The 23,552-nt window shown below is 54.8% G+C and carries 18 protein-coding genes; 10 read left to right on the forward strand and 8 right to left on the reverse strand.

The genetic code is table 11. The features are described from left to right. Positions 1 to 165: 165 nt before the first annotated feature. Positions 166 to 1,317 (forward strand): glycosyltransferase family 10, encoded by a 1,152-nt coding sequence (locus OEL83_13340; GenBank protein MDK9708020.1) that lies wholly within the window; start codon positions 166 to 168, stop codon positions 1,315 to 1,317. A 44-nt stretch (positions 1,318 to 1,361) separates the two neighbouring features. Here OEL83_13340 and OEL83_13345 read toward each other — a convergent pair whose 3' ends face one another. After that, positions 1,362 to 3,842 carry a caspase family protein gene (locus OEL83_13345; protein MDK9708021.1) on the reverse strand — a complete coding sequence of 827 codons (2,481 nt, stop codon included), beginning with the start codon at positions 3,840 to 3,842 and terminating at the stop codon, positions 1,362 to 1,364. 213 nt (positions 3,843 to 4,055) lie between these two features. Then, entirely contained in the window at positions 4,056 to 6,209 is a 2,154-nt protein-coding gene (locus tag OEL83_13350; GenBank protein ID MDK9708022.1) for an acetate--CoA ligase family protein, read from the reverse strand. Between the two features lie 300 nt (positions 6,210 to 6,509). Between OEL83_13350 and OEL83_13355 the strand changes: the two genes are divergently transcribed. Both OEL83_13355 and OEL83_13360 read left to right on the forward strand, forming a co-directional pair. Next, positions 6,510 to 8,729, forward strand: a complete 2,220-nt coding sequence (locus OEL83_13355) for a hypothetical protein (GenBank protein ID MDK9708023.1) — start codon at positions 6,510 to 6,512, stop codon at positions 8,727 to 8,729. 49 nt (positions 8,730 to 8,778) lie between these two features. Continuing rightward, positions 8,779 to 9,222 (forward strand): PaaI family thioesterase, encoded by a 444-nt coding sequence (locus OEL83_13360; protein ID MDK9708024.1) that lies wholly within the window; start codon positions 8,779 to 8,781, stop codon positions 9,220 to 9,222. 33 nt (positions 9,223 to 9,255) lie between these two features. Here OEL83_13360 and OEL83_13365 read toward each other — a convergent pair whose 3' ends face one another. From OEL83_13365 to OEL83_13375, 3 genes are read right to left on the reverse strand one after another with little or no spacing between them, the layout of a single operon-like run. Next, positions 9,256 to 10,380, reverse strand: a complete 1,125-nt coding sequence (locus OEL83_13365) for a ParB N-terminal domain-containing protein (protein MDK9708025.1) — start codon at positions 10,378 to 10,380, stop codon at positions 9,256 to 9,258. Next, complete coding sequence (locus OEL83_13370) at positions 10,355 to 10,948, reverse strand: metallophosphoesterase (protein ID MDK9708026.1); 594 nt, start codon at positions 10,946 to 10,948, stop codon at positions 10,355 to 10,357. The genes OEL83_13365 and OEL83_13370 overlap by 26 nt, the downstream gene beginning before the upstream one ends. A 1-nt stretch (position 10,949) precedes the next feature. Continuing rightward, positions 10,950 to 12,587, reverse strand: coding sequence for a hydantoinase/oxoprolinase family protein (locus OEL83_13375; protein ID MDK9708027.1), 1,638 nt, complete (start codon positions 12,585 to 12,587; stop codon positions 10,950 to 10,952). A 233-nt stretch (positions 12,588 to 12,820) separates the two neighbouring features. Here OEL83_13375 and OEL83_13380 point away from each other — a divergent pair, with 233 nt between their 5' ends. Beyond that, positions 12,821 to 13,633 carry an SDR family oxidoreductase gene (locus OEL83_13380; GenBank protein MDK9708028.1) on the forward strand — a complete coding sequence of 271 codons (813 nt, stop codon included), beginning with the start codon at positions 12,821 to 12,823 and terminating at the stop codon, positions 13,631 to 13,633. 33 nt (positions 13,634 to 13,666) lie between these two features. On the opposite strand, the gene OEL83_13385 is transcribed toward OEL83_13380, so the two are convergent. The 3 genes from OEL83_13385 to OEL83_13395 all read right to left on the reverse strand — a co-directional run bounded on the left by OEL83_13385 (position 13,667) and on the right by OEL83_13395 (position 17,529). Next, the gene (locus tag OEL83_13385; protein MDK9708029.1) at positions 13,667 to 15,193 is read right to left on the reverse strand and encodes a biotin attachment protein; all 1,527 of its coding nucleotides are present in this window, start codon (positions 15,191 to 15,193) and stop codon (positions 13,667 to 13,669) included. Positions 15,194 to 15,207: 14 nt separating this feature from the next. Beyond that, complete coding sequence (locus tag OEL83_13390) at positions 15,208 to 15,492, reverse strand: antibiotic biosynthesis monooxygenase (protein MDK9708030.1); 285 nt, start codon at positions 15,490 to 15,492, stop codon at positions 15,208 to 15,210. A 231-nt stretch (positions 15,493 to 15,723) separates the two neighbouring features. Further along, a complete protein-coding gene (locus OEL83_13395; protein ID MDK9708031.1) occupies positions 15,724 to 17,529 on the reverse strand; it encodes a VWA domain-containing protein in 1,806 nt (601 codons plus the stop codon). Positions 17,530 to 17,640: 111 nt separating this feature from the next. On the opposite strand from OEL83_13395, the gene OEL83_13400 reads away from it, so the two are divergent. The 6 genes from OEL83_13400 to OEL83_13425 all read left to right on the forward strand — a co-directional run bounded on the left by OEL83_13400 (position 17,641) and on the right by OEL83_13425 (position 23,552). Beyond that, positions 17,641 to 18,501: a hypothetical protein gene (locus tag OEL83_13400; GenBank protein MDK9708032.1), complete on the forward strand. Its 861-nt coding sequence runs from the start codon at positions 17,641 to 17,643 to the stop codon at positions 18,499 to 18,501. Between the two features lie 92 nt (positions 18,502 to 18,593). After that, complete coding sequence (locus OEL83_13405; protein ID MDK9708033.1) at positions 18,594 to 19,613, forward strand: hypothetical protein; 1,020 nt, start codon at positions 18,594 to 18,596, stop codon at positions 19,611 to 19,613. A gap of 70 nt (positions 19,614 to 19,683) precedes the next feature. After that, positions 19,684 to 20,406 carry an orotidine-5'-phosphate decarboxylase gene (pyrF, locus tag OEL83_13410; GenBank protein ID MDK9708034.1) on the forward strand — a complete coding sequence of 241 codons (723 nt, stop codon included), beginning with the start codon at positions 19,684 to 19,686 and terminating at the stop codon, positions 20,404 to 20,406. Positions 20,407 to 20,498: 92 nt separating this feature from the next. After that, positions 20,499 to 20,930 (forward strand): hypothetical protein, encoded by a 432-nt coding sequence (locus OEL83_13415; protein ID MDK9708035.1) that lies wholly within the window; start codon positions 20,499 to 20,501, stop codon positions 20,928 to 20,930. Then, entirely contained in the window at positions 20,930 to 21,937 is a 1,008-nt protein-coding gene (locus OEL83_13420; protein ID MDK9708036.1) for a BtrH N-terminal domain-containing protein, read from the forward strand. The genes OEL83_13415 and OEL83_13420 overlap by 1 nt, the downstream gene beginning before the upstream one ends. Before the next feature lie 307 nt (positions 21,938 to 22,244). Continuing rightward, the gene (locus OEL83_13425) at positions 22,245 to 23,552 is read left to right on the forward strand and encodes a B12-binding domain-containing radical SAM protein (protein MDK9708037.1); all 1,308 of its coding nucleotides are present in this window, start codon (positions 22,245 to 22,247) and stop codon (positions 23,550 to 23,552) included.

Raw genomic sequence — 23,552 nt, forward strand, 5'->3', positions numbered from 1 at the left:
GTTGTAAGCATAATTTCTCTTCATATATATATTTCAAGAAAAGGTGTTGCTGTCATTGTAACTGTGCACTAGGATAGTATTTTTTTGCAATGGTTGAGCCTTGCTAACATTGAGAAGGTCTATAATATTCAAATTAAGGATTATGCTCTTAGAGAGTGAAAAAACATGCCGAGTAATTTCTTTACTTTCAACAGAAAATTAGAATATTCAAGTGACAAATTAATCTCACAAAAAAAATGGAACATCCCAAAAATAAAGGTAAAGTTTATGCATCGTGGGCTGCGTCGCGGCCACTCTTTTGATGGATTTTTGCGTCAATTTCCAAATTGTTATCCTCAATGGGGCGATTGTCTTTTTGACTTTGATGTTGATGGCCAGGATTACGATTGGCTGGTGGTTTATCAAGATTTGCCACGTAGTGACAAGGTATTTACGGAAGAAAAACTTCTTTGTCCTAGGGAAAGAACAATGCTCATAACGGGTGAACCATCAACAATTACCGTTTTTGGGATCGATTATTTGCGTCAATTCGGCTGTATATTAAGCTTTCAAGAAAAGTGGGCAATGAGGCATCCAAATGTCATTTTTACTCATCCTGGTTTAATGTGGCACTATGGATTGCCTTTTAAAAGTGGGGAGTTTGTAAATTGGGATACATTAGCATCAACCCCACCAATAGAGAAAACAAAAATGATTTCTACCGTATGTTCACAAAGGACAGGTAATATAACTCTTCACTCAACACGAGTGGATTTCACCTGGCGTCTTAAAACGAATTTGCCTGAACTGGATATCTATGGACATGGGGTAAATCCGATGAATGATAAGGCGGAAGCGCTAGATCCATATCGTTTTCATATTGCCGTTGAAAACCATGTCCATGAACATCACCTTACCGAGAAATTACCTGATGCTTTTCTTGGTTATTCATTGCCTTTTTATCATGGCGCTCCAAACGCAGCAGAATATTTTCCGAAAGATAGTTTTATTCCTATTGATATAAATGATTACCAGAGATCTCTGGAAATTATTAAAAGCCATCTCACTATCAATGAGTATAGAGATCGGCTACCTTATATTATTGAAGCAAGGCGGAGAGTACTTGAAGAACAGAACCTTTTTGCCATAATTAGTAGCAATATTGTCGATCAGGAGAAGAAAATTTCAAATTTGACTATGGGCAAGGTAATTCGCAACCGGTCAACAATGCGCTTAAAAAATCCAATTGCCGGTGTTCGCAGTCTTGGAGAAAAAGTGCTAACAAAGGTATATCACCGTCTCACTTTTAAGAGCAGGAACAAGAAGAAAAATATCTGATTAAAAAGTATTTGAGTCAAACATCTATAATGTTTGTTTGCGGACTACGGTAGCATATATATTGGCGTATCTTTTCCGAAAGAAAGAATAAGTGGTGCCTGCTGGAAGCCAAGCTTTTGGGAGAGGGATGTTGTTTTTTGGTTAGCATAATGTCCAAGTTCATGCATGCTTACCATTTTATCGCCGTTCCGGTCTACTTCCTGCTTATTATTAAGGCCGTCAAGCAGGGTCAGGGTGAAAAGGCCATTTCCCTGGAAACCATCGAGTGCCTCTTGCACCGAAGAGGTGGACGTAAAGATATTTACACCCATTTTTTTCGCTAAAACCGACATTCTCGCTTCATAAAGGCTACCGACAATGTCATCGACCCCTCCGGCATGGCAGGTATCAAAAATGAACAACTGGCTGAGCGATTTTATTTTCTTAGAAATATCGACAAGTTCATTAGAGCTTATAGTATTCGCATCACTCAATACTCCGTCAAAATTACTGGTTAAGAGATAATACTGATTCTGGATAAGAATGCCATTCCCACCGACAAAAAGAATAAAACTGTCTTCTGGTTTAATAATTGTAGCTAAATCATTAATCTTTTTCAGAATATTTGTTTTGTTTGCCGTATCGTTAAGGAGGAGCTCATGGTGAATATTATCTGGGGAAAAGAGACTACTCGCTTGACGACGAATCCTTTGCTGAACATCGGTAGCATTTTTAGTGGCGTATTTCAGGTTAATTGCCTTTTCTTTATGTTTATTGATACCAATAGATAAAATGTAGAGGTGAGGTAAGAGGCGAGGCTTAGCTGATTGAAACTTTAAGGTTTCCCAGGTACCTTGAAAGGTGTTGGCTCTATTGAATGCGGTTATGGCTATTTCATTTTCTCCAGTAATGCTTTCTACTTCCATGCAATCGGTAAAATTCGTCCCCTTTTCCTGGCTTGAAGCCGGCACAAGATTGCTTGGGTCTATAAGAGAAAGAGCTCGCATCTGCTCCTGAATGGCCGGACCGTTCATGGCCATGATGTGTATTCTTTCCGATGGCGATTTGACCATTTCCCTATAATACCCATCGGACATTATAAGTTTACCATTTTGTTTCAGTCTGATTTCACCTATGCCATCTTTACCCGTTGCTTGGTAACAGACCTTGTTTCTACTGGAAATATCAGGTGTGTTTGTAAATTGAACAAGAGGAGGTGGGGTGTTCGCCGCTTCTGCCAGGGTTGGCGTCACAACATTTCGACCATTTTCTCCTTGTAAAATAGTCATTATGATATCTGGGCGATAGAAACTATCGTAAAACTGCCCTAAAGGAATGTTTTTCCCCTCAAGGTTTGTTTTCAGGCTATCTGCCCCTTTTCCCGAAGCGTTAAAGTATCCCTCGGAGCTCACGGTGATCCACTCATCGCTGTCAAAACCGACCAGTAAGGCCAGTTGTTTTCCTGACTTTACATCGAGAAAACGGATTGCAGCGTCCCCTGTAAGTAGTAAGAGAGATTTACCATTGGGAAGAAAAACAGCCTTCACCGGTTTTACCGAAGAAGATGGTTGGGCAGGAGCACTGTATAAACTGAGAGGTAAAAAAGCCCTTCCGTTTTCAAGATCCCAGAGGGACAGCGGGTGCGAGGAGACAAATCCTAATTTGTTGTTTGGAGAAATAGCTGTTCCCCAGGCACCGCTACCCAGACCTGAGGAAAACTTTTGTATAACCTGGCCGTTGGCAATGTCCCACTTTCTAACAGCGTTGTCTGATGCCGAGCTGGTGAAGACGAATTGACCGTCAGAAGAAAAAGCCATGCCGGTTATGCCGCCAGCATGACCTCGTTCATGACCAATGAGGACTTGGACCTTTTTGCCCGAATCAATATCCCATAATTTTAAGGTGGCGTCGGTTCCTCCTGTGAGAATGTACTGTCCGTCAGGAGAAAAAGTTGCCAGAAGACGTATCGGCAATGGAAGAAAATAGGATTGGTAGCCCGCATCAAACTGGGTAATGAAGGCGCCGGTATCGGTGTTGAAAAGGGAGGCAAAGGTATTGTGGGTTGCAACCAAGGTCTTCCCGTCGGGAGAGAAGGCCACAGAGGAAACCTCCCATTTCAATTCCGGAAAAGTCCGTAGCTGCACGCCACGGTCGAGGTCCCAGAGACCTAGGCCTGACTGACTACCCACAGGGCGACCAGCGATCAGAGCGTATTTACCATCAGGAGATAGGGCTATGGAGGAAATATCCTGGAGATCATGGATGGCAATTTTTTTTATACGCCGTCCTTGAACTAAATCCCAGATGTGCAAGCTTTTTTGCCCCTGAGACAATCTACCGGAGCCGCTTTCTATCGTCATACCGTTATCAATGGCTATCAGCCGGGAACCGTCTTTGGATATAGCCATGTCCGTAACAGCCTTGACAGGGGAATCAAAACTCATTTTGATTCCGGAAAGCTGTAAAGATGCGGGTGGAGTGGTAGCAGTGCAGGATACAAGCAGAGCAACCCATAAAATAACTACAAGTTTTTGCAAAAAAATCATTCCAGATCCTTAATCAGACAAATGTACCTCGGAGCCTTCCCCGGAAAATGGCCACATCATATTGCCCTCTGCCAGAAGTGTCTATATTCAACCTAGAGGTGGTGGCAAATATACCACCAAGAGACAGGTAAGCAACTGGTTAGTCCACTGAACTTCTGTTGCCGCAAGGTAAGTGTGGCGGTTTACAGGATGATTTGTGAATAGTGGATGTTTTTATGTCTCCGGCGTTTTTAGAATAAAACGACAATCGGCCACGGTAACACCATCACCTTCTGGATGGACGAGCAGTGGATTTATATCTAGCTCACTGATCTCCGGGTGGTTACAGACCATCTCCGACAGGCCCACCAGCATCCGTTCGATGCTGGCGATATCGGTACGAGGCGCCCCACGATACCCGGCAAGGAGCTTGTGGCCTTTGATGCTCCGTACCATATTTCTTGCACCATTACGGGTGAGCGGAGCGAGGCGGAAGGCGACGTCCTGAAAGACCTCGACAAAGACCCCGCCGATGCCGAACATTATCAATGGGCCAAAAATTGGGTAACGGCTCATTCCGAGAATGACCTCAAGACCCCGAGGGGCAAGACGTTGGATCAGCACCCCTTCGATGGTTGCCGCCGGATCGAATTTTTTGGCATTGTCAATAATGGTCGAGAAGGCGTTTTCCACCGCTTCCCGGCTGTCCGGTCCGACCTTTACTCCTCCGGCGTCGGTTTTGTGGATGATCTGCGGCGAGACGATCTTCATGACCACCGGATAACCCATCCGGTCGGCGGCGTCCCCGGCCTCAGCTGCAGTTGTTGCCAGCATTGTCGGCAGGACATTAAAGCCGTAGCATTGAAGCAGTTCGGTGCCACCTATCTCGCCGATATACGACTTGCCGGCGGCAAGCGCATGGGTGATGATTGCGTTCGCCCTTTCTTTGTCATGGGTAACCTGAAACGGTGCCAATTTTTGCCGGTTCAGCCATCTGGAGTAGCGGTACAGGGCACCAAAGCTCTTGGCGGCGCTTTCCGGGAAACGGTACACCGGGACACCGCTTTCCTGCAGGTGTTTTACCCCGGCAGATACATCGATAATCCCCATAAAGCAGCAAAGGATAGGCTTGTACGACCGGCTGGCGATGCGCACGATTGCCTCGGCGGTGCCAATGGCGTTGGTCATGCTCTGCGGGGTGAGGATGACCAGGGCACCATCTACCCCTTCATCTTTGATTACCGTGGACAGGGCGTTTTCGTAGCGATCCTGAGCGGCATCGCCGATGACGTCCACTGGGTTGTTAACGTTAGCCGTCGTCGGCAGGTGGCTTTTCAACACTTCGATGGTGTCGTCGGCAAAGGTTGCCAGCTCGAGGCCTGATGAGACGGTCATGTCGGTTGCGACAATTCCAGGCCCTCCGGCGTTGGTGACGATCGCCACCCGGTTGCCGTGCGGTACCTTGCGGCGTACCTTGCCGGTGGCGCTTTCGTTTTTATAGGCAAAGGCGATACCGAAGTCGAATAACTCATCAATAGAGGCGACCCTGATGATACCGCTTTGGTCAAAGATAGCATCGTACACTGCTTCGCTGCCGGCAAGTGATCCGGTGTGTGAGGCCGCCGCCTTTGCGCCGGCACCGGTTCTTCCCGATTTGATGGCAAGTACCGGAGTTGGACGATCGCCACCGGTAATCTCCTTTACCTCGCGGATAAACTCCGGGCCGCGCTGCAGCTCTTCTATGTACAGCATGATGACCTCGGTCTCCGGGTCGGCATGGAAATAGCGGAGCAGATCCAACTCGTCAACATCGGCCTTGTTGCCTATGGAGACGAACTTTGAGAAACCAAAATCCTTGTCAGCGGCAAAATCAAGGACCGCTGTACAGAGTGCACCGCTTTGCGAGATAAAAGAGATATTGCCTGCCGCCGGCATCCGCGCCGAGAAACTGGCATTAAGCCGCACCTGGGGCTTCGGATTAATGACTCCCAGACAGTTTGGCCCAACCACCCGCACACCGGCTGCCCGGCACATTGCGACGATTCGCTGTTCTATGGCCAGACCTTCGCCACCGACCTCCCGGAAACCGGCCGAGACGATGACTACCGCCTTTACCCCGTGACCAATGGCATTGGCGATGGCGGTTTCCACCTGTCGAGGCGGTAAAATAAGAATGGCGAGATCAACAGGGTCGGGGATGTCGCGAATGTCAGGATAGGCGCGTACACAGGCGATCGATTTGGCCTTGGGGTTGACCGGGTAAAGGGTGCCGGTGAACCCCCCTTTAAGAATATTGACGAAGATATCATGACCGACCTTACCAGGTGTGCTGGAGGCTCCGACCACCGCCACCGAGGACGGATTAAAGAGTGCGTCAAGATCTTGCATATGGAGTTCCTGTCGTGTGGATATTGGTTGTTTTCTAATGGTGCTTTGGTCATTGTCTATCAAAATGACGGATTACTGTATCATGGTTTGCAGGCAAATCCCGGAGATTTTTTCTACTGACCACTACATTCCTTAAGATGGCTGAAAAAATAATAGTATTTCTGAGTTCGCCTGGTATCCTAATGGGTAGTCATCAGGTACCGCAAAAGCACATTCGCTGCTTGCGGAGAAAGTAAGAAGCCTGTCGAGTAGCAATACACTTACTGAATTTCCGGGGAGGTAAGAGATATGGAGAAAACCATGGACTTGCCACATCGCTGGCGATTTTGCCGGCTAGGCGGTTTTGATCAAGTCCGTTTGGAGAGCGCTGAAGACATTAGACACCTGGGGGAATTAGATCAGAAACTTTGGGCGGCACTCAGTTGCCCAGTGGATGGACTGGAGTTTGATTCCCGGACCCTGGCAATGCTTGACAGTGACACTGACGGCCGTGTGCGGGTGCCGGAAATTCTTGCCGCAACCCAATGGGTCAGCACTGTTCTGGCTTCGCTGGATGGTTTTCTTGCCGGCGCCGACCATTTGCCCCTCCAGGCCATAGATGGAAGCCATGCCGAAGGCAGGCAGTTGATCGCCTCGGCCAAACGGCTCCTCTCCTTTTTAGGCAAGGCCGATGCTGACAGCGTCTCCATGGAGGATGTTGCCAACACCGAAGCCCTGCTCCACGATTCCAAATTCAACGGCGATGGGGTTATCACCCCGAATGTCAGTGATGATGAGGCAATCACGACGCTGATTAGCGAGATTATCTCCTGTGTCGGCAGCGACCAGGATCGCAGCGGACAGCAGGGTATTTCCGGGGAGCGGCTAGAGGCTTTTTTTACCGCTGCCACGCAGTATTCCCAGTGGTGGCAAGAGGCCAGGAGTTCATCCGATATTCTGCCCTTCGGTGAGCAAACCGAAGCCGCCGCTGCGGTTTTTGCCCGTCTTCGTACCAAGCTCGATGACTACTTCATGCGCTGCGGTTTGGCAGCCTACGATTCCAGAGCCGAGGCACCCCTCAACCCCTCCCTGGTCACCTATGAGGCCATTGCTATTCACGATCTGACCGTGGCCAGTGCCGAGGTAGAAAGCTTTCCCCTTGCCCATATCATTGCCGGTCAGCCCCTGCCTCTTGCCGGGGGGATTAATCCGGCATGGGTTGCAACGGTCGAAGAATTCACCAAACTGGTGGTTGTGCCCCTTTTCGGCGAAAGCACGCATCTCCAGGCCGCCCAGTGGGAGGAAATTAAAAAAATCTTTCTGCCGTATGCGGCATGGATGGGCAAAAAAGCCGGGGGAGACGTGGAGCAACTGGGTATTGCACGGGTGGAAGCGATCCTTCAGAGCCAGGGGAAAGATCTCCTTCTTGATCTCATCAATGAAGATCTGCAGCTCGCCGAGGAAGTCGAAGCCATCGATAAGGTGGCCCAGCTCGTCCATTTCAACCGCGATCTTTACCGGTTGTTAAACAATTTTGTTTCCTTCCGTGATTTTTATTCCAATGATTGTACAGCGGTTTTTCAATCCGGGACCCTATACATAGACGGTCGGTCCTGTGAGTTGTGCATCAGAGTGCCCAGTGTTGAAACCCACAGTCCTCTCGCCAGCCTCAGCCGTACCTATCTTGCCTATTGCGAATGCCGGCGCCGGGGCAGCGACCAGCGGATATTCATCGCCGCGGCCTTTACTGGCGGCGACTCCGACAATCTGATGCTGGGCCGCAATGGTGTTTTTTATGACCGGGACGGGAAGGACTGGGATGCGACAATCGTTAAAATTATTGACCATCCGATCAGCGTTTCCCAGGCCTTCTGGGCCCCCTATAAACGAATAGGCAGGATGATCAATGAACAGATCGAAAAATTTGCCGCAGCCAAGGATAAGGCAGTAGACAGCAAGGCCGCAACAGGCATAGCCGGGGCGGTAGCAAAACCACTGGCACCTCCCCCACCGCCCAAACCACCGGCATCACCACCCCTGCCCTTTGACGTCGGAAAATTTGCCGGCATCTTTGCCGCCTTTGGTTTAGCCTTAGGGGCCATGGGAACCGCCGTTGCCTCGATTGTTGGGGTTTTTCTCGCCCTGCCGGTCTGGCAAATGCCCCTCGCCCTGGCGGGACTCCTCCTTGTGGTGTCCGGACCTTCCATGCTCATAGCCTTTCTCAAGCTCCGGCAACGCAATCTCGGACCGATCCTTGACGCCAATGGCTGGGCGGTCAACACCAAGGCCTGTATCAACATTCCCTTCGGCGCTACTTTGACCAAGATGGCTGTTTTACCGAAGGGCGCCGAGCGAAGCCTTGCCGACCCCTTTGCCGAGAAAAAGACCCCATGGAAATTCTGGGTGTTTCTCGTTGTTCTTGTAATGGCCCTGGGGTTCGCCTGGAATAAAGGCTATATCAAGGACTTGGCAAAGATATTTAAAGCGCCTGCTGGTACTGAAAAGAGCGCAACCGTGCAACCGGCGGCTTCGGCAAAATAGGGTGGAGAACCCCGGCAGACAATTCCAGTCTTCAACCAAGGTGTACGCGATGAGCGAATCAGCAATTCAGGATCTGTATCACGAAGAGTATAGCCATTGTTACGGCTGCGGGCGCAACAATCCTGACGGCCTGCATCTGAAAAGCTTTATGGTGGGGGAGGAATGTGTCTGCCGCCATACCCCTAAACCGCAATACAGCGGTGGCGTTCCGGGGTTTTTGTACGGCGGGATGGTTGCCTCGCTGATCGACTGTCACGGCGCCGCGACCGCTGCCGCAGCCAAGGCCAGGGAAAGCGGCGAACCCATCGGGCGATTCGTCACCGCCTCCCTGAGTGTCAATTTTGCCAAACCGACACCGCAGGGGATGGAGCTTGAGATTCGCGGCAGGGCAACCGAGATTCAGGGGCGCAAGGTGTGGGTCGATCTCAGCCTCTTCGCCGGAGAAACCCTCTGTGCCACCGGCCGGGTGCTGATGATCCAACTGAAGGTGTAAACCTCTAGGAAGTATGTAAGCGAGGGGCCGATATCACAGCAGGCAGCGGTCCTTGTCCTTGACCCTCGACATGCCGGGGATGAGGGTCTGGGTCGAAAGAACCCCCTTCCATTGCCGGATGGTCGACATAATGAACTGCGACAGCAGTTCGGCGTCGGAGGACAACAGGTCGCGCATCAGGGTGACCTTGACGATCATGTCGATCGACCCATACACCGTGTGCACCTCGGTCACCTCGTTTAAGGCGAGGAGTTTGTCGAAGATCTGCTGTTCATTCTTGCCGTCGACATTGAGGAGGATAAACACGGTTATTTCCCGCTTCATCTCCGGATATTCCTGCTCGGTGTGTTCCGCCATCTTTTTTCGGAAGGCCTCCATGTCTTTAGGGATGAGTTTATCGACGCCGATTCCGTATTTACGCTTCTTGCCCTGTTCCCATTGATGAACGGAGATATACAGGTAGAGGTCATCAACCGTTCGTCCCGGGAAGGATTTCACCAGGCCACTGTTGGCGACGATGGTTGCCAGTGGCCGGTAGATGGTGCGATACCAGTCGACCGCCGACTGCTTAAAGGTGATCTCCTGCTCCTTCTCCTTGGTGAGATAGCGTCGATGCTCCTCTATTTGCCATTCCAGATGCTCTGTCTGGCCGAGCTCGGTGAGATCGATGCAGTCGGTCAGGCCGGCCTTGTCGCGAAAGCCGACTTTTTCGATATAGAGTTTATTTTCCAGGGTATTTTTTGACGGCAGGAGCTCGATGATGCGGGAGCGGATATGCGAGTGTTCCAGTTCGCGGGCTGCCCGGAAGCGGTGGTGGCCGTCGACGATGAAATAGTCGTCCTTGATCTGGTATAAGGAGATCGGCGGCAGGGTCTTACCCTCCTTCATGGCATCGATGATGCTTTTCAGCCGTTCGTCAACGGTATGGGAATGGGTTCTGAACTGGTTGTCGAAGTCGTGGTAGCGGCCGACGCTACCGACAATTTTGTCCAGCGGCACCATCAGGGTGCCCCGTTCGATCGCCTCGTAGGCCTCTTCCTGTTCCTGGCGGGCGTTAAAGTTAGTGGGATTGTTTTCCGGCTCGCAGGAGTTTTCGCCTCCGGTCACAACCCGTTTTAATGCCGAAAAGGGATTAAATTTCGAGAATATGGTAGCCATAGCAGTTGGTGACAAAGGTTGAGTTTACCCGAGTGGTCCGTTCCGCCTCATCGGTGAAGTGGGCATGGATGTGGCCATGAACCAGGTGGCGCGGCTGGTATTTATCAATAAACAGGCGAAAAGACCGAAAGCCTCGATGGCACAGGTCTTCAGCGTCGTGAACAAAGCGCGGCGGGGCATGGGTGACGACCAGGTCGACGCCCCGGTTGCGCCACAGGGCAAAGCGCAGCCGTTTGATAAAATTGGCCATCTGCTCTTCCGTGTACTGGTTGATATTGCCATTGTACCAGCGGGATCCTGAAAAACCGACGATCTTCAGCTTGCCGGCGTGGACAATCCGCCGGTCGATGTGCGAGCAGCCAACCGGCGGAGACGTACCGTAGCGGATATCGTGGTTGCCGAGGACATAGAGCAGCGGCACCTCGTAGCGGTTGCGCAGGGCGGTCAGATACTCCGGCGGCAGATCGCCACAGGACAGGATCAAGTCAATGCCGCTTATGGCCGGGCCGCCGCCCACCGGTTCCAGCAGGTTTTTGACCACTGTATCGGCGACAGTGAGGATTTTCATATTACCGGGCGTCCGCCAGACCGATCATGGCCGCACCGATGGCGTTGCCGACCTCGCAGTTTTCAGGGAAACTGACCGTGGTGTGGAGGCGTTCGGCAACCCGGGGCAGGAGAAAGCGGGCGGCGGCGCCGATACCGATGAGGGGGATCTTGATGGAAAAATCGACCCCCAGCACCGGATGGTTCTTCCGGCTGGCAATAAAACCGGCCAGCGAGTTTTGCCAGGAGCGCTCGATGACATAGTCGATGATCATGTTCTCGATGAGCTCTTCGGTACGCGCCAGTACCATCTCGGAGAACTCGCCAGGACTGAGGCCAAGTGCTCTGCCGAGAATCGTCGCCCCGGCAAGGGCGGCATCCCGGTCGCCGAGGCTGATTGTGCCGAGGACATGCAGGGCGTCGGTTGGGGTGAAGCCGCACTCGAAGATCAGATTTTTGCGGGTGAGGTGTTCCAGTTGCACGTCGAGTGGGATACCGCCGAGGCCGGTGCGCTCACGGATGGCGGCCGGGGTCATCCGGCCGGTTTCGCGGAGGAGGGTGGTTAGTTCGCCCTCCGGGGCAAGATTCATCGCCTCGGGGCGAAGGACGATGAGCCGCGACCGCGTGTCGACCCCCAGCCAGTCGGTCGGCGGATACTGCCCATCACAATTCATGGCCAGCGGCGTCACTCGGTTTGGGCCGATACTGAGCTCGCCCCTTTCGGAGACATGGACATGGCTGTCGCCGCCGATGCCGGCAGTACGCATATCGACCGCCTCGACATGGGTCTTCCACAGACCGATCTGGCAACCGTCGGCGGCGAGAAGGGGGTGGCCGTTTTCGACCATGGCGATATCGGTAGTGGTGCCGCCGACATCGATGACCAGGGCGTTCTGGTTGGTGTGCGAGGCGCCGAAGTGGGCGGTGCAGGCCGGGCCGCTGGCCACGGTCATCCCCGCTTCCGCCACCGCCCGCTGGGCCTCAAGGGCCTGGCCGTTGCCACCGATGACCAGTGTTGGACAGCGCAGCTGCAGCCCCGCCATGGCTGATTCTACCCCGCCGATGAAGGCGCTCATCACCGGCATCAGTTTGGCGTGGAGCCCGGCGGTGGCGGCGCGTTCGTTCATGCCGGTCAGCTGGCTGATGCGGTGCGAGCAGAACACCGGCTTTGGATCAAGCATGGCGATGGCCTTTTCGGCAACCAGCTCGTGGGTGGGGTTCTTCATTGACATGGCCGCGCAGATCCCATAGGCGTCGACTTCGTTTTTCAGGCCCTGGACCAGGTTCACCAGATAGTCGATATCGAGGGGTTGTTCCTCCTCGCCAAGGATGGTGTGGCCGCCGTTGACGAAGACCACCGCCGTCACCGGCAGCTTGAAATGGCGAACATAGCCGATGACGATGACTGCCACCCTGGCCCCTTTGTTTTCAACGACGCTGTTGGTGGCGAGGGTCGAGGAGATACACACCCTGCCGATCTCTTCCGGGGCCGTGGCGCTTTTTGCGAGGAGTTCCGCCAGGACCTGGCCGGTTCCCAGGGCCAGGTTAAAGTGAGTGGTCTGGACCTTGGCCGTGGCGACGATTTTTGCCGATTGAACTTCCATCAGGACCGCATCGGTATAGGTCCCGCCGGTGTCGATACCGATTATATATTTTTGCATGATTACGAAAGCTGATATGTGCAGTTTGTTTTTGAATGTACGGTGGTTATCGATTATAGCTGAGTTGAGCAGCTTGCCTGCTCATACGAAACGAGCATATAGAGTCCATATACCGTAAAGAGTCGGGAAATACTACCCGGAAGTGTCCGGGAATCCAGGGTGGGTGCAGGCCGGAACCTTCTCGTCAATCCCCTCCCCGGCTCACTGTTTTTCTCAATCATCGATAGAGTGTTATGAGCTTTCTGGACATCAAAAAGAAGAGATTTGTGGTTTTTGGCCTGGCCAACAAAAAATCGGTGGCCTGTGCCATCGGCAAGATTCTGGTGGATGAGGGGGCGGAGGTCATCCATGTCGTGCGTTCGCAGGAGAGGATGGCCAATGCCCGCAAGCTTTTTCCGGATTCCCAGGTTTTTATCTGCGATGTCGAAGATGAGGCGAATATTATCCGGGTCCGTGATGAAATTGCCGAGTATATCGGGGCGGCGGAGGGCGGACGGATAGACGGCATTGTCCATTCCATTGCCTTTGCCAATTATTCCGATGGTATGAAACCCTTCCACATGACCCGTAAGGATGACTTCCTCCAGGCGGTGAATGTATCCTGCTTCTCCTTTATCAGCATTGCCAACCATTTCAAGGACCTGCTGGCGGCTGATGCCTCGGTGGTGACCATCACCATCTCGACGACACGGATGGCCGCGGAAAACTACGGCTATATGGCACCGATCAAAGCCGCCCTCGATTCGTCGCTGTGCTTTCTCGCCAAGAGTTTTTCCGAATTTTCCCAGGTGCGTTTTAACGCAGTTGCCCCTGGACTTTTGAAGACCTCGGCATCGGCGGGAATTCCTTGTTATGTCGATAGTTATCTGTATGCCGAAAAGGCGATTCTCCGCAAAAAAGCCCTGACCACCAAGGAGGCGGCCGACACCGCAGTCTTTCTCCTGTCGCCCAGGGCCTCGGGGATCAACTGCCAGACCATCGTCGTTGATGCCGGGATGGCGGTCAACTACTTCGATAAAGAAATCGTCAGCAAAGCGGTGGGGTGATTCCCGCCCTGCCGCAAGCCATCCCGGGGCCTGCTACCCCTCTTCCACGGTAACGTCATAGGAGTGGTTGTTGACGGTAACGATATAGGAGCGCAGACCGTTTGCGGCTGGTGCTGCAGGCGGTGGCGGCGCTTTCTGCTCCACCGGTTTGGCGGCTTCCGCCTGGTCGGTGATTTTGCGGATATTGGTCACCGCCTTGCCGAGGAGGAAATCCAGGCCTTTTTGCTCGCAACTGGCGACGATAAAGATATTTTCGTCGTTTACCGGCAGGTTGTTGTCCTGGAGGATCTTGGTGGCCTTGGGGATGCCCGGTTCAAGGATGTCGAGAGGGTTGCCGGTGAACGCCGGTTTGCCGAGCTGTTCTGAGGCGATTCGGATGATCTCCGAATCGGCCGGCACCGGGGTACGGCCAAAATAGCCGAGAACCATATTGCCGTATTGCGGATTGATTTTCTTCCATTTGCCTTGGATGACGTTGAGGTAGGCCTGCTGGAAGTAGAATTGCGAAACCGGGGTCACCGAGGTGCCGAAGCCGCCCCGCGCCACGACCTCGGCCATCTCCTTGATGACCGCCGGAAAGAGGTGCAAGGTGCCGGTATCGCGCATCATCATGGTGTTGGCGGTCAGTGCCCCGCCGGGCATGGGCGAGAGGGTGACCGCTGGTGAGATCATCCTCGCCTCGGGTGGAAAGAAATAGTCCTTCATTGCCACCTCGAAGGCATCCATCGCCCGGAGGACTTTCTCGTAATCGAGATCGAGGCTGTATTCGGTCCCCTTCAGGGCATGCATCATTGACAGGATATCCGGCTGGCAGGTCCCGCCGCTGACCGGCGATTTGGCCAGATCAATGCCGTCGGCCCCCCCTCTGATCGCCGCCATGTTCTGGGTGATGCCGAGCCCTGCGGTGTCGTGGGTGTGGAACCATAAGACCGTGTCGGCAGAGACCATCTTCCGTGCGGCCTTCAAGGTGTCGTAGATCTTTCTCGGGTTGGAGGTGCCGGAGGCGTCCTTAAAGCAGATGGACTGAAAGGGGATGCCCGCATCAAGGATCTGCTGCAGTTTATCGGTGTAGAACTCGGGGGTGTGGGCGCCGCTACAGCCGGGAGGCAGCTCCATCATGGTGATACAGATCTGGTGGTGCAGACCATGGTGGGCGATCCGCTCGCCGGAGTATTCGAGGTTGCGGATATCGTTGAGGGCGTCGAAGTTACGGATGGTGGTCGTTCCGTGCTTCTTGAACATCTTGGCGTGCAGGTCGATGATATCCCGAGGACATTGACTGAGGGCAACGACATTGATACCGCGGGCAAGGGTCTGCAGGTCGACATCCGGACCGACCTCCCGGCGGAACCGGTCCATCATGTCAAAGGCCGATTCGCCGCAGTAGAAGAACAGGCTTTGGAAGCGTGCTCCGCCACCGAATTCAATATTGGTGATTCCTGCATCGACCGTCGCCTTGACGGCGGGCAGAAAGTCATCGGTCAATACCCTGGCGCCGAAAACGGACTGAAAGCCGTCGCGAAACGAGGTGTCCATGAATTGAATAACCTTTTGGCTCACCGCTGTTCTCCTTATCAGACCTCGTATACCGAATATTCGGTCTTCTCTCCGAGGAGGCGATCGACCTCCTCCTGTATGGCAATGCGTTCGCTGTTGTTGATCCAGGCATTCCAGTCATCGAGGGACCGCCACGTACTGATAACCATATTTTCATCGGGCTGGTCGACCCGGCGCAGGGTCTCGCCGTAGATATATCCCGCCTGACTGAGGGTAAGACTGCGAAGTCTTTTCAGGAGAGTCGTGAGTTCGAGGACATTTTCCGGGGAAACTTTTCTTTTAATGAAAATTTTTACGGTCATCGGTGCCTCCTTTATGAAAGAACCTGCATAAAGCTGAGTAAGCAGCGTGCCTGCTTAAACGAAACGTATGTGCGGTATAAGCCTTGTCTCAAAGTCCTTCAAGGATCATGGACAAAAGGGGGAACGACGGAAAATCAAAGTCGTAAAAAATTATAGTATGGAAAAAATCGAAAGTAAAGGCGACCGGGCGAAGAGTCTTCATCCGATCGCCAGGGAAGAAAATACCACCCGTCAACCATTGGCCGGACGTTTTTGCGGGTACTTGCTGAGCATCTCGGCGGTCTCAAGGAGCCGGAGCATTTCCGCCCGATAGCCTTCAGGGTCTTTGCCGCGGCTGTTTTTAGCGAGTTCAAGGAGCAGTGGATAGGTCAGCGCCGGCGGCGGTTCGGGATGACGAAGGAGCATGCCAAAACCTGCGACCGAGGCAGCAAAGCGGAAATCGTCGCTGCTGGCCGCAAGGGTCTGGCTGCCGGCAGTCACTGCCTGGCTGATCAGCAGCGAGTCCTTGGCTTCAAGTGGCTTATAGCGAAGTTTTACCGTCAAGAGTTCGGCCGAGGCGCTGGTTGCCGGGGTCACCGATTGATATTTCAGGCTATCGACCTTGGGGATGGCCGGGGAGCCCACCGGATACAGCTCGTAGAGGGCGGTAATCGTATGGCCGACGCCGATTTCTCCGGCGTCTTTCTTGTCGTCATGAAAATCCTCGTCGGCCAGGGTCCGGTTTTCATAGCCGATCAGCCGGTAGGCCCCGACCTGAGCCGGGTTGAATTCGACCTGCAGTTTGACGTCTTTTGCCAGGGTAAAGAGGGTGCTGGTCCGCTCCTTGACCAGGACCTTGCGGGCCTCCAGGAGGGAATCAATATAGCTGTAGTTGCCATTGCCCTTATCGGCGAGGATCTCCATGGTGTCGTCGTGGTAGTTGCCCATGCCAAAACCAAGGACGGTGAGGTAGACGCCCGATTCCCGCTCCTTGGTGATCAGGCGTTCAAGCTCGTCGCGGCTGGTGACCCCGACATTGAAGTCGCCGTCCGAGGCGAGGATGATTCGGTTATTGGCGCCCGGCATGAACGATTGCCGGGCCAGGTTGTAAGCGGTCTTGATGCCGCTTGAGGCGTGGGTTGATCCGCCTGACGACAAGGAGGCAATTGCCGCCTTGATCTCGGCTGTTTTGTCGCCTGCTGTCGGCTGCAGCACGACCCGGTCGGAACCGGCATAGACGACAATGGCGATCCGGTCGCGGGCGGTCATCTGGTCAACAAGCATATTCATCGACTGCTGCAGCAGGGGCAGCTTATTGGCCTGGTTCATCGAGCCCGAGACATCGACGAGAAATACCAGGTTCGATGGCGGGATCTTCTGCGGGTCAAGATCCTTGGCTTTGAGACCGATGCGCACCAGCTTGTTCTCCGGCCGCCACGGACAGGGCCCAACTTCGGTGGCGATGGCGATCGGCCCGTTGCTTGGTTCCGGGTAGGAATACGAGAAATAATTGATCATCTCCTCAATGCGCACCGCCCCCGGCGGGGGCAGGACGCCGCCGGTCAACAAGCGCCGGACATTGCTGTAGGAGGCGGTATCAACATCGATGGAAAAGGTCGAAAGCGGGTCGTTGACCGTTGCCACCAGCGGATTTTCAGCCAGAGCATTATAGGATTCCCGGTCGAACTGGGGAGGAACGCCGATCCGGGCCTCGCCGTCGCTTACCACCATGTCATGGAGCGGCGGCTGAGCCCTGAGTCCCCCCTCCATTGCCATCTTTGCCGGCGCAGCCTGGTGCATGGCCTTGCCGGCTTGCATCGCCTGCTGCTGGGCGGGCATCGAGGCAGGCAGGGGTGGCAGTCGCATTTGTGGTTCGGCCTTGCCTTTATGTTCGGCATTCACCGGCTGCTCGGCAAGTTGTGTTGTCGCAATGAGATGAGGGGGAGGTGGCCCCTTATCCCTTTCTTTGTCCGACAGGTTTGCGCCGTTGCAGCCGAAAAGAAGGATGAGGGTGGAGAGAAAGAGAATACGGGGAATAGTGTTGGTGTCGATGTTCATGGGGTCTCCTTTATCCAGTTCAGATGGTTGTACTAGCAGTGATTGACATTCACCCCTTGTGACGGACGCCTCGGAAAATTGTGTCGGGGGAAAATGACTTTTTTCTGGAGTATGACCTATAATCACTCTATTGTACGGCCAATGTTTTTGGCAATGGGGAATACCGTGGTCGATTGGAAAGAAAAAACCCTGTCCCACTGGGACAAGATAAACGCCCTGGCGGTGCGTCGCTTTGGTCCCGGCCCTCTTGCCGAGGAGGCGGCCCTGGCGGCAATGGACGGCATGGCCGCGGGTGATTGGCAGCGGGTCCGGGCCATCCAGGGGCAGGCCTCCTTTTCCTCCTTTGTCCTGACCGTCAGTGCCAGGCTCTTTGAGGATTTTGCCCGAAAACGTTTTGGCCGGGTCCGTCCGCCGCTCTGGGTACAGACCTTCGGCGGCATCTGGCAAAGGCTCTTCCGGGCCCTCTGTCTTGAACGGTTGCCGGTTGGTGACGCGGTGGAGCTCGTTCATCAGCGCCAGGACGAGGCGGAAAAGATGGCCATCGAACAGGCCGCCTATGAACTCTTGGCGAGGATCCCCGATTGCGGCATGCATCAAGGACTGGAGGTTTCCTTCGAGGAAGAGGAGCCAGCGACGGCTGGCGGCGATGGTCCGGCTGGAAAGGCCGAGAGTCGTGAGCAGATGGATCTGTTGAGCGCTGTTTTTCAGTTGGTTTTGGGACAAGAACAACGGTCGGGCGGCGAGGATCTGCTGCGAAAATACCGCCAGGTTCAGGTGGCATTGGCCCCAGAGGACAAGCTTCTCCTTAAACTCTGTTACCAGGATGGCTTTGGGGTGACCGAAGCCGGCGATATGCTGGGCATGAACCGCTTCCAGGCACATGGGCGGATGCGCCGCCTGCTGCAGCGTCTACGCTTGGAATTTGAGCGTTGCGGACTGGCTGAAGACCTGAAACAGATGCTCGGGAAGTAAGAAAAGGACGGTTGCGGGGGACAAAAACCCTGATGTTGTCCGTCAAATAGGTTGAAAGAATCCTCAGTACCTTTAGAGAGCGGATGAGGCCCATGGCTACAACTCCCGACAATGACCACGAGAAAAAAGCTGCAAAGGCCCGGGTACTTTTAACCCTTGCAGCCACAGGGGAAAAGGTGCACGGACCCTGCCTCAGTGATGGGGAGATGGCGGCCTTGGTTGATGGCCGGTCGGCGGGGCAAGGGAGGGAACTGCCGGAGCTGCGGGCCCACCTTGCCGATTGCCGGAAATGCTATGCGGAATGGCTGTTCTTAAAGGGTGCGCATAAGCAGGCAGTGCCCCGGGGCCGACTGTACCATCTCAGCAGGTTCAGAAAATTGTCATATATCGGTACCGCCCTGGCGGCAGCGGCTAGTATTGCGATATACTTGAATGTCGTTGACATGGAGATGGCAGTCGTTGAAAAGGTGCCGATGCCGCCGGTCATCCTCCACGATAAAAATATTGCGCCGGTACCGTCAATACCGGCACCGCCATTGGCTCCAGCGGCCAAGGAGGAAAGGGCCGAGCCGAAAAAAGTGGCGGAGCAGGTCCAGCCCCAAAGGCTGCCCTCCCCCGTTCCCCCTGCCGCATCGGTTGCCGAGGGCGGAGATGCTGTAAAGGGAAGGACGGTGAACCAAGCCCCGCCGCCGCAAAGGGCCGCTGGGTCGCTGCCGGAGGAGCGGCAAAAAGAAAAAGCGGCCGCCCCGGTAAAGATGGCGAGGGAGGCGGCACCGTTGGTTGAACAGGACGCCGCGGTTTTTTCCGGCGAAGCGAAGGTGGCCCGGGCTCCCGCTTTCCCAGCCGCAGCGGTCCCGGCGGCCTCGGATGCCGGGGCCTGGTTCAATGAATTGCGCCTGGCCTGTCAAGCCGGCCGCAGCGAATCGGACTTCTGGTCGGAGATGGTGGCCCGGGGGGTGAAGCTGCAATCCTCACAAACCGATCAAGGATTCGAAAAGGCAAAAATTGCCGCCCTTCTCCCCTTGGTGCAGGGAATAAACGGGCCGGATACGCTGCATCAGCAGTGCCGCTTGATCCTCGCCGAGCTTGCCAAAGAGGGCGAGAGCAGGTAATACATGGCGACCGTTAGTATTGACGATTTTTTTTATAATATGGGAAGGCAATCAAAGAGTGGAAGGCACTATGAGCAATACGATAATACCGCTGCGCGAGAGGATCATCGTCGCCCTTGATGTGGACACACCGGAGCATGCGAAGGCCCTGGTGAAAAGGTGTGAATCGCACGTTTCCTTTTATAAGGTCGGCCTGCAGCTCTTCATGGGCAGCTGGTTTGAGACCGTTGACTGGCTGGTTGATCGCGGTCATAAGGTCATGCTCGACTTGAAATTTTTCGATATCCCCGAGACCGTCAAGCTGGCGGTTGAACAGGTGAACAGCCGGGGCGTAACCTTTGCCACCATCCATGGCAACGACCCGATCATCCGCGCCGCGGTTTCCGCCCGTGGCGATATGCAGCTCCTGGCGGTAACCGTCCTCACCAGTTTTGGTGAAGAGGACATGCGGGCCATGGGCATGACCGGCTCGGTGGCCGACCTTGTCTATTTCCGGGCGAAAAGGGCGCTGGAACTCGGCTGCGACGGGGTTGTGTCGTCGGGTCTTGAGGCGGAGAAGTTGCGCCGTGATCTCGGCGACAAACTGCTCATCGTCACCCCGGGCATTCGGCCGGGGGCCAATGTCTGTGACGTAGCGGACGACCAGCAACGGATCGTCACCGCCGGCCGGGCCATCGCCGGAGGCGCCAATCACGTCGTGGTCGGCCGGCCGATCACCAAGGCCGCCGACCCGATTCAGGTCATTGAAGGAATGCAGCAGGATATCAGCGAGTCGACCGCCGGTCGGAAATAGCAATTGACACCCTCTGTGGTATTGAGTTTTATAGCTGGCAAACAATCCTCAACCGGACAGGCTCTCAATACCCGCAGGCAGGATCATCACCTATGAAAGTCGACGAAGTACCCCAGGATAAAGGCATGATCGGCGATGGCTACGGCCACGAGGTCTGTTACGCCATCGGTGAAAACGGCCGCTACACCTTGTCGCCCAGCCTTGGCTGGGAGGCGAAAAACGTGGTCAATGACCAGGCATGGGCAACCATCGCCGAAGAAACCCAGCGGATGCACGAACAGGTTCAGCGCGGCGAACTCAGCCCCATCGCCTATTACCAGGCGAGGCACCAGATGGATATCGGCCTGCTGTCCCGTTATGTCGATATGGCCAAGTGGCGGGTGAAGCGGCATCGCCGTCCGGAGATCTTCCGGAAACTGCCCGAGCGGATCCTTCGCCGGTATGCGGAGGTCTTCGGCGTGTCGATCGCCGAACTGCAGACCGTCCCCGAGACCTTTTCCCCTGAATGCATCCGCCAGCGATAATGGATATCCATATACCCTTTCCCCACGGCCAGTCGGCGCACTGCGAAACCGGCGTGACCGCCAACCTCCTGCGTTTTCACGGGGTTGCATGTTCCGAGGCCATGGCCTTTGGTATCGGCGAGGGCCTTTTCTTTGGCTACCTGCCCTTTGTCAAGATCAACGGCCTGCCGCTGACGACATTTCGTGGCAGTGTCGGTAGTATCTTCGCCAAGGTCAACAAACGCCTGGGGGTGAAAGTGCATCGGCAGAAGTTCCGCTCGATGTCCAGGGCCATGGACGTCCTCGATGAAAAACTGGCGCAGGGGATTCCGGTCGGCTGTCAGACCGGAGCCTACTGGCTGCCCTATTTCCCACCGGCCTTTCGCTTTCATTTCAATATGCACAACCTGGTGGTCATTGGCCGAGAAGGTGACGAATACCTGATCTCCGATCCGGTCTTTGAACAGGTAGTCCGCTGCAGGCGTGACGATCTGCAACGCGCCCGCTTTGCCCGGGGGGCGCTGGCACCAAAGGGAGCGATGTATTACCTCGAAACCGTGCCGCAGGCTCCCGACATGGCGGCGGCGGCCCGGCAGGGGATGATCGCCGCCTGTAAGCGCATGGCCGGCAACCCGGTGCCCATCCTTGGCGTAAAGGGCATTGCCTTTCTCGCCGACCGCCTGGAAAAATGGCCGCAGAAACTGGGCGACGAGCAGGCCATGCTGTACCTTGGCCAGCTCATCCGCATGCAGGAGGAGATCGGTACTGGCGGGGGCGGCTTCCGCTTCATGTTTGCGGCCTTTCTCCAGGAAGCGGCCGAATTATTGCAGATGCCGCAGCTTTTCCAGCTGTCCGAGGAGATGACCCTGGTCGGTGACACCTGGCGCCGCTTCGCCGTCTCCGGGGCGAGGATCTGTAAAGGACGGGCGATGCCTGACGACACCTACGCCGGGCTCGCTGAGATCCTCCGCGAGTGCGGGCGGGGCGAACGGAAAATCTACGCGGAACTCCTTCATATACTTAAATAATTTACTGGCATCTCCCCTCCTCCACCATGGCGAGCTGTTTCTTACAAAGACCGGCATGTCGTTGCAGGAGGAATGGCGATGATTGGCGACAAGCTGTATATCCATTGCCAAGGAACTGCTGCAATGGCGGCGGTGCCCTGGGTTTGATTCACTCCGAGGCCTCTGCCGGTTCCCCTTCGAAAAATACTCTTGAAAAACACCGTCGGGAGTGTTTTGCTGATGCCCTCGGGCCCACCTGCGGCCGGTTTCGATCTCCCCGTCTCAAGAAGGTAGAGAGACGGGATTATTCAGAGGAATTTTTTTGGTCATGCAGATTGTTCTTATCAACCCGCCCAATTGCGGGCGTTCCATCCCCGAGGAAGAGTTCGGCATCACCTCGCTGAAGATGATCTTCCGCGGCGAGCCGCTGGCCCTTGAGGTCCTCGCCGGCAATCTGCCTGGTCACACGGTGCGGATCGTTGATCTGAAGGCCGATCCGGATGGGCTGGAGGCCTTGCTGGCCGAGGTCCCCGGCCCTGATATCATCGGCCTTACCGCGGTTACCTGCGAGGCCAATACGGTTATCAAACTTGCCGAACGGATTCAAGGGGCCTACGCCAAGGCGCCGGTCATCGTCGTTGGCGGCCATCACGCCTCAAACGATCCGGGGTATTTTCACCGCCCGGCTATCGACTATGTGGTGGTTGGCCTCGGCAAACTGAGCTTTCGGCTGCTGGTTGACGCCCTTGCTGAAGGCGGTGAAATCCCTGATATTCCAGGCATCCTCCCGGTACGGCCGGGCGGCCCGCTGTCGCCGACACGGCGCAGATACACCGTCGACGATCTGGTGGACGGCATGCCGCCCCGCTATGATCTGGTTGAGGTCCACCGCGACAAATATGTGATGAGCGGGGTCGGGGGCAAGGTCGGCTTTGTCGCCACTGCCTTTGGCTGTACCCATAGCTGTTCTTTCTGCTCCATCCCGGCGATGACCGGTGGCCGTTACCTTAGCCACAGTGTCGAAGCGATCATTCGCGACATCGGACTCTTGGGCGATATCCCGCTGATCCGCTTTGTCGATGCCAACACCTTCGGCGATCCGGTCACGGCAGAGGTCCTGGCCAGAAAAATTCTTGAGTTGGGGCTAGGCAAGAAGATCGTTGCCGATGTCCGGGCCGATACCGTCGTTGGCAATCCCGGACTTATGAAATTATGGCACCAGGCGGGTCTTGTTGCCGTGGTCATCGGTTTCGAGGAAATCGACGATGCCCGTCTTGCGAAGATGAATAAGCGCAGCAGTCTCGACAAAAACCTCGCCGCCCTGCAGATCCTTGCCGAGATCGGCATCAGGGTGGTTGGCGACTTCATCATCTCACCCGATTACGACCACGCCGACTTCGAGCGATTGGCCCGCTTTATCGAGGCCTCGCCGATCGCCCTGCCGATCCCGTCGATCCTCACCCCCCTGCCGGGGACCGTTTTGTACCGGCAATTGGCGGCACAGCTTGAAATCACCGATCTAGATTATTATACCTTCTCCAACGCGGTGCTGCCGACCAGGCTTGCCAAGAAGGAGTTTTACACCCTCTATTCAGATCTCATGAAGCATCTGCATCAACACCTTACCAAGAGTTGA

The organism is Desulforhopalus sp. (assembly GCA_030247675.1).
Classification (GTDB): Bacteria; Desulfobacterota; Desulfobulbia; order Desulfobulbales; family Desulfocapsaceae; genus Desulforhopalus_A.

Excerpts from the sequence above, each read along its gene's own strand:
- OEL83_13340 (MDK9708020.1), top strand. The coding sequence starts at position 166 with ATGCCGAGTAATTTCTTTACTTTCAACAGAAAATTAGAATATTCAAGT.
- OEL83_13345 (MDK9708021.1), bottom strand. The coding sequence starts at position 3,842 with ATGATTTTTTTGCAAAAACTTGTAGTTATTTTATGGGTTGCTCTGCTT.
- OEL83_13350 (MDK9708022.1), bottom strand. The coding sequence starts at position 6,209 with ATGCAAGATCTTGACGCACTCTTTAATCCGTCCTCGGTGGCGGTGGTC.
- OEL83_13355 (MDK9708023.1), top strand. The coding sequence starts at position 6,510 with ATGGACTTGCCACATCGCTGGCGATTTTGCCGGCTAGGCGGTTTTGAT.
- OEL83_13360 (MDK9708024.1), top strand. The coding sequence starts at position 8,779 with ATGAGCGAATCAGCAATTCAGGATCTGTATCACGAAGAGTATAGCCAT.
- OEL83_13365 (MDK9708025.1), bottom strand. The coding sequence starts at position 10,380 with ATGGCTACCATATTCTCGAAATTTAATCCCTTTTCGGCATTAAAACGG.
- OEL83_13370 (MDK9708026.1), bottom strand. The coding sequence starts at position 10,948 with ATGAAAATCCTCACTGTCGCCGATACAGTGGTCAAAAACCTGCTGGAA.
- OEL83_13375 (MDK9708027.1), bottom strand. The coding sequence starts at position 12,587 with ATGCAAAAATATATAATCGGTATCGACACCGGCGGGACCTATACCGAT.
- OEL83_13380 (MDK9708028.1), top strand. The coding sequence starts at position 12,821 with ATGAGCTTTCTGGACATCAAAAAGAAGAGATTTGTGGTTTTTGGCCTG.
- OEL83_13390 (MDK9708030.1), bottom strand. The coding sequence starts at position 15,492 with ATGACCGTAAAAATTTTCATTAAAAGAAAAGTTTCCCCGGAAAATGTC.
- OEL83_13395 (MDK9708031.1), bottom strand. The coding sequence starts at position 17,529 with ATGAACATCGACACCAACACTATTCCCCGTATTCTCTTTCTCTCCACC.
- OEL83_13400 (MDK9708032.1), top strand. The coding sequence starts at position 17,641 with ATGACCTATAATCACTCTATTGTACGGCCAATGTTTTTGGCAATGGGG.
- OEL83_13405 (MDK9708033.1), top strand. The coding sequence starts at position 18,594 with ATGGCTACAACTCCCGACAATGACCACGAGAAAAAAGCTGCAAAGGCC.
- pyrF (MDK9708034.1), top strand. The coding sequence starts at position 19,684 with ATGAGCAATACGATAATACCGCTGCGCGAGAGGATCATCGTCGCCCTT.
- OEL83_13415 (MDK9708035.1), top strand. The coding sequence starts at position 20,499 with ATGAAAGTCGACGAAGTACCCCAGGATAAAGGCATGATCGGCGATGGC.
- OEL83_13420 (MDK9708036.1), top strand. The coding sequence starts at position 20,930 with ATGGATATCCATATACCCTTTCCCCACGGCCAGTCGGCGCACTGCGAA.
- OEL83_13425 (MDK9708037.1), top strand. The coding sequence starts at position 22,245 with ATGCAGATTGTTCTTATCAACCCGCCCAATTGCGGGCGTTCCATCCCC.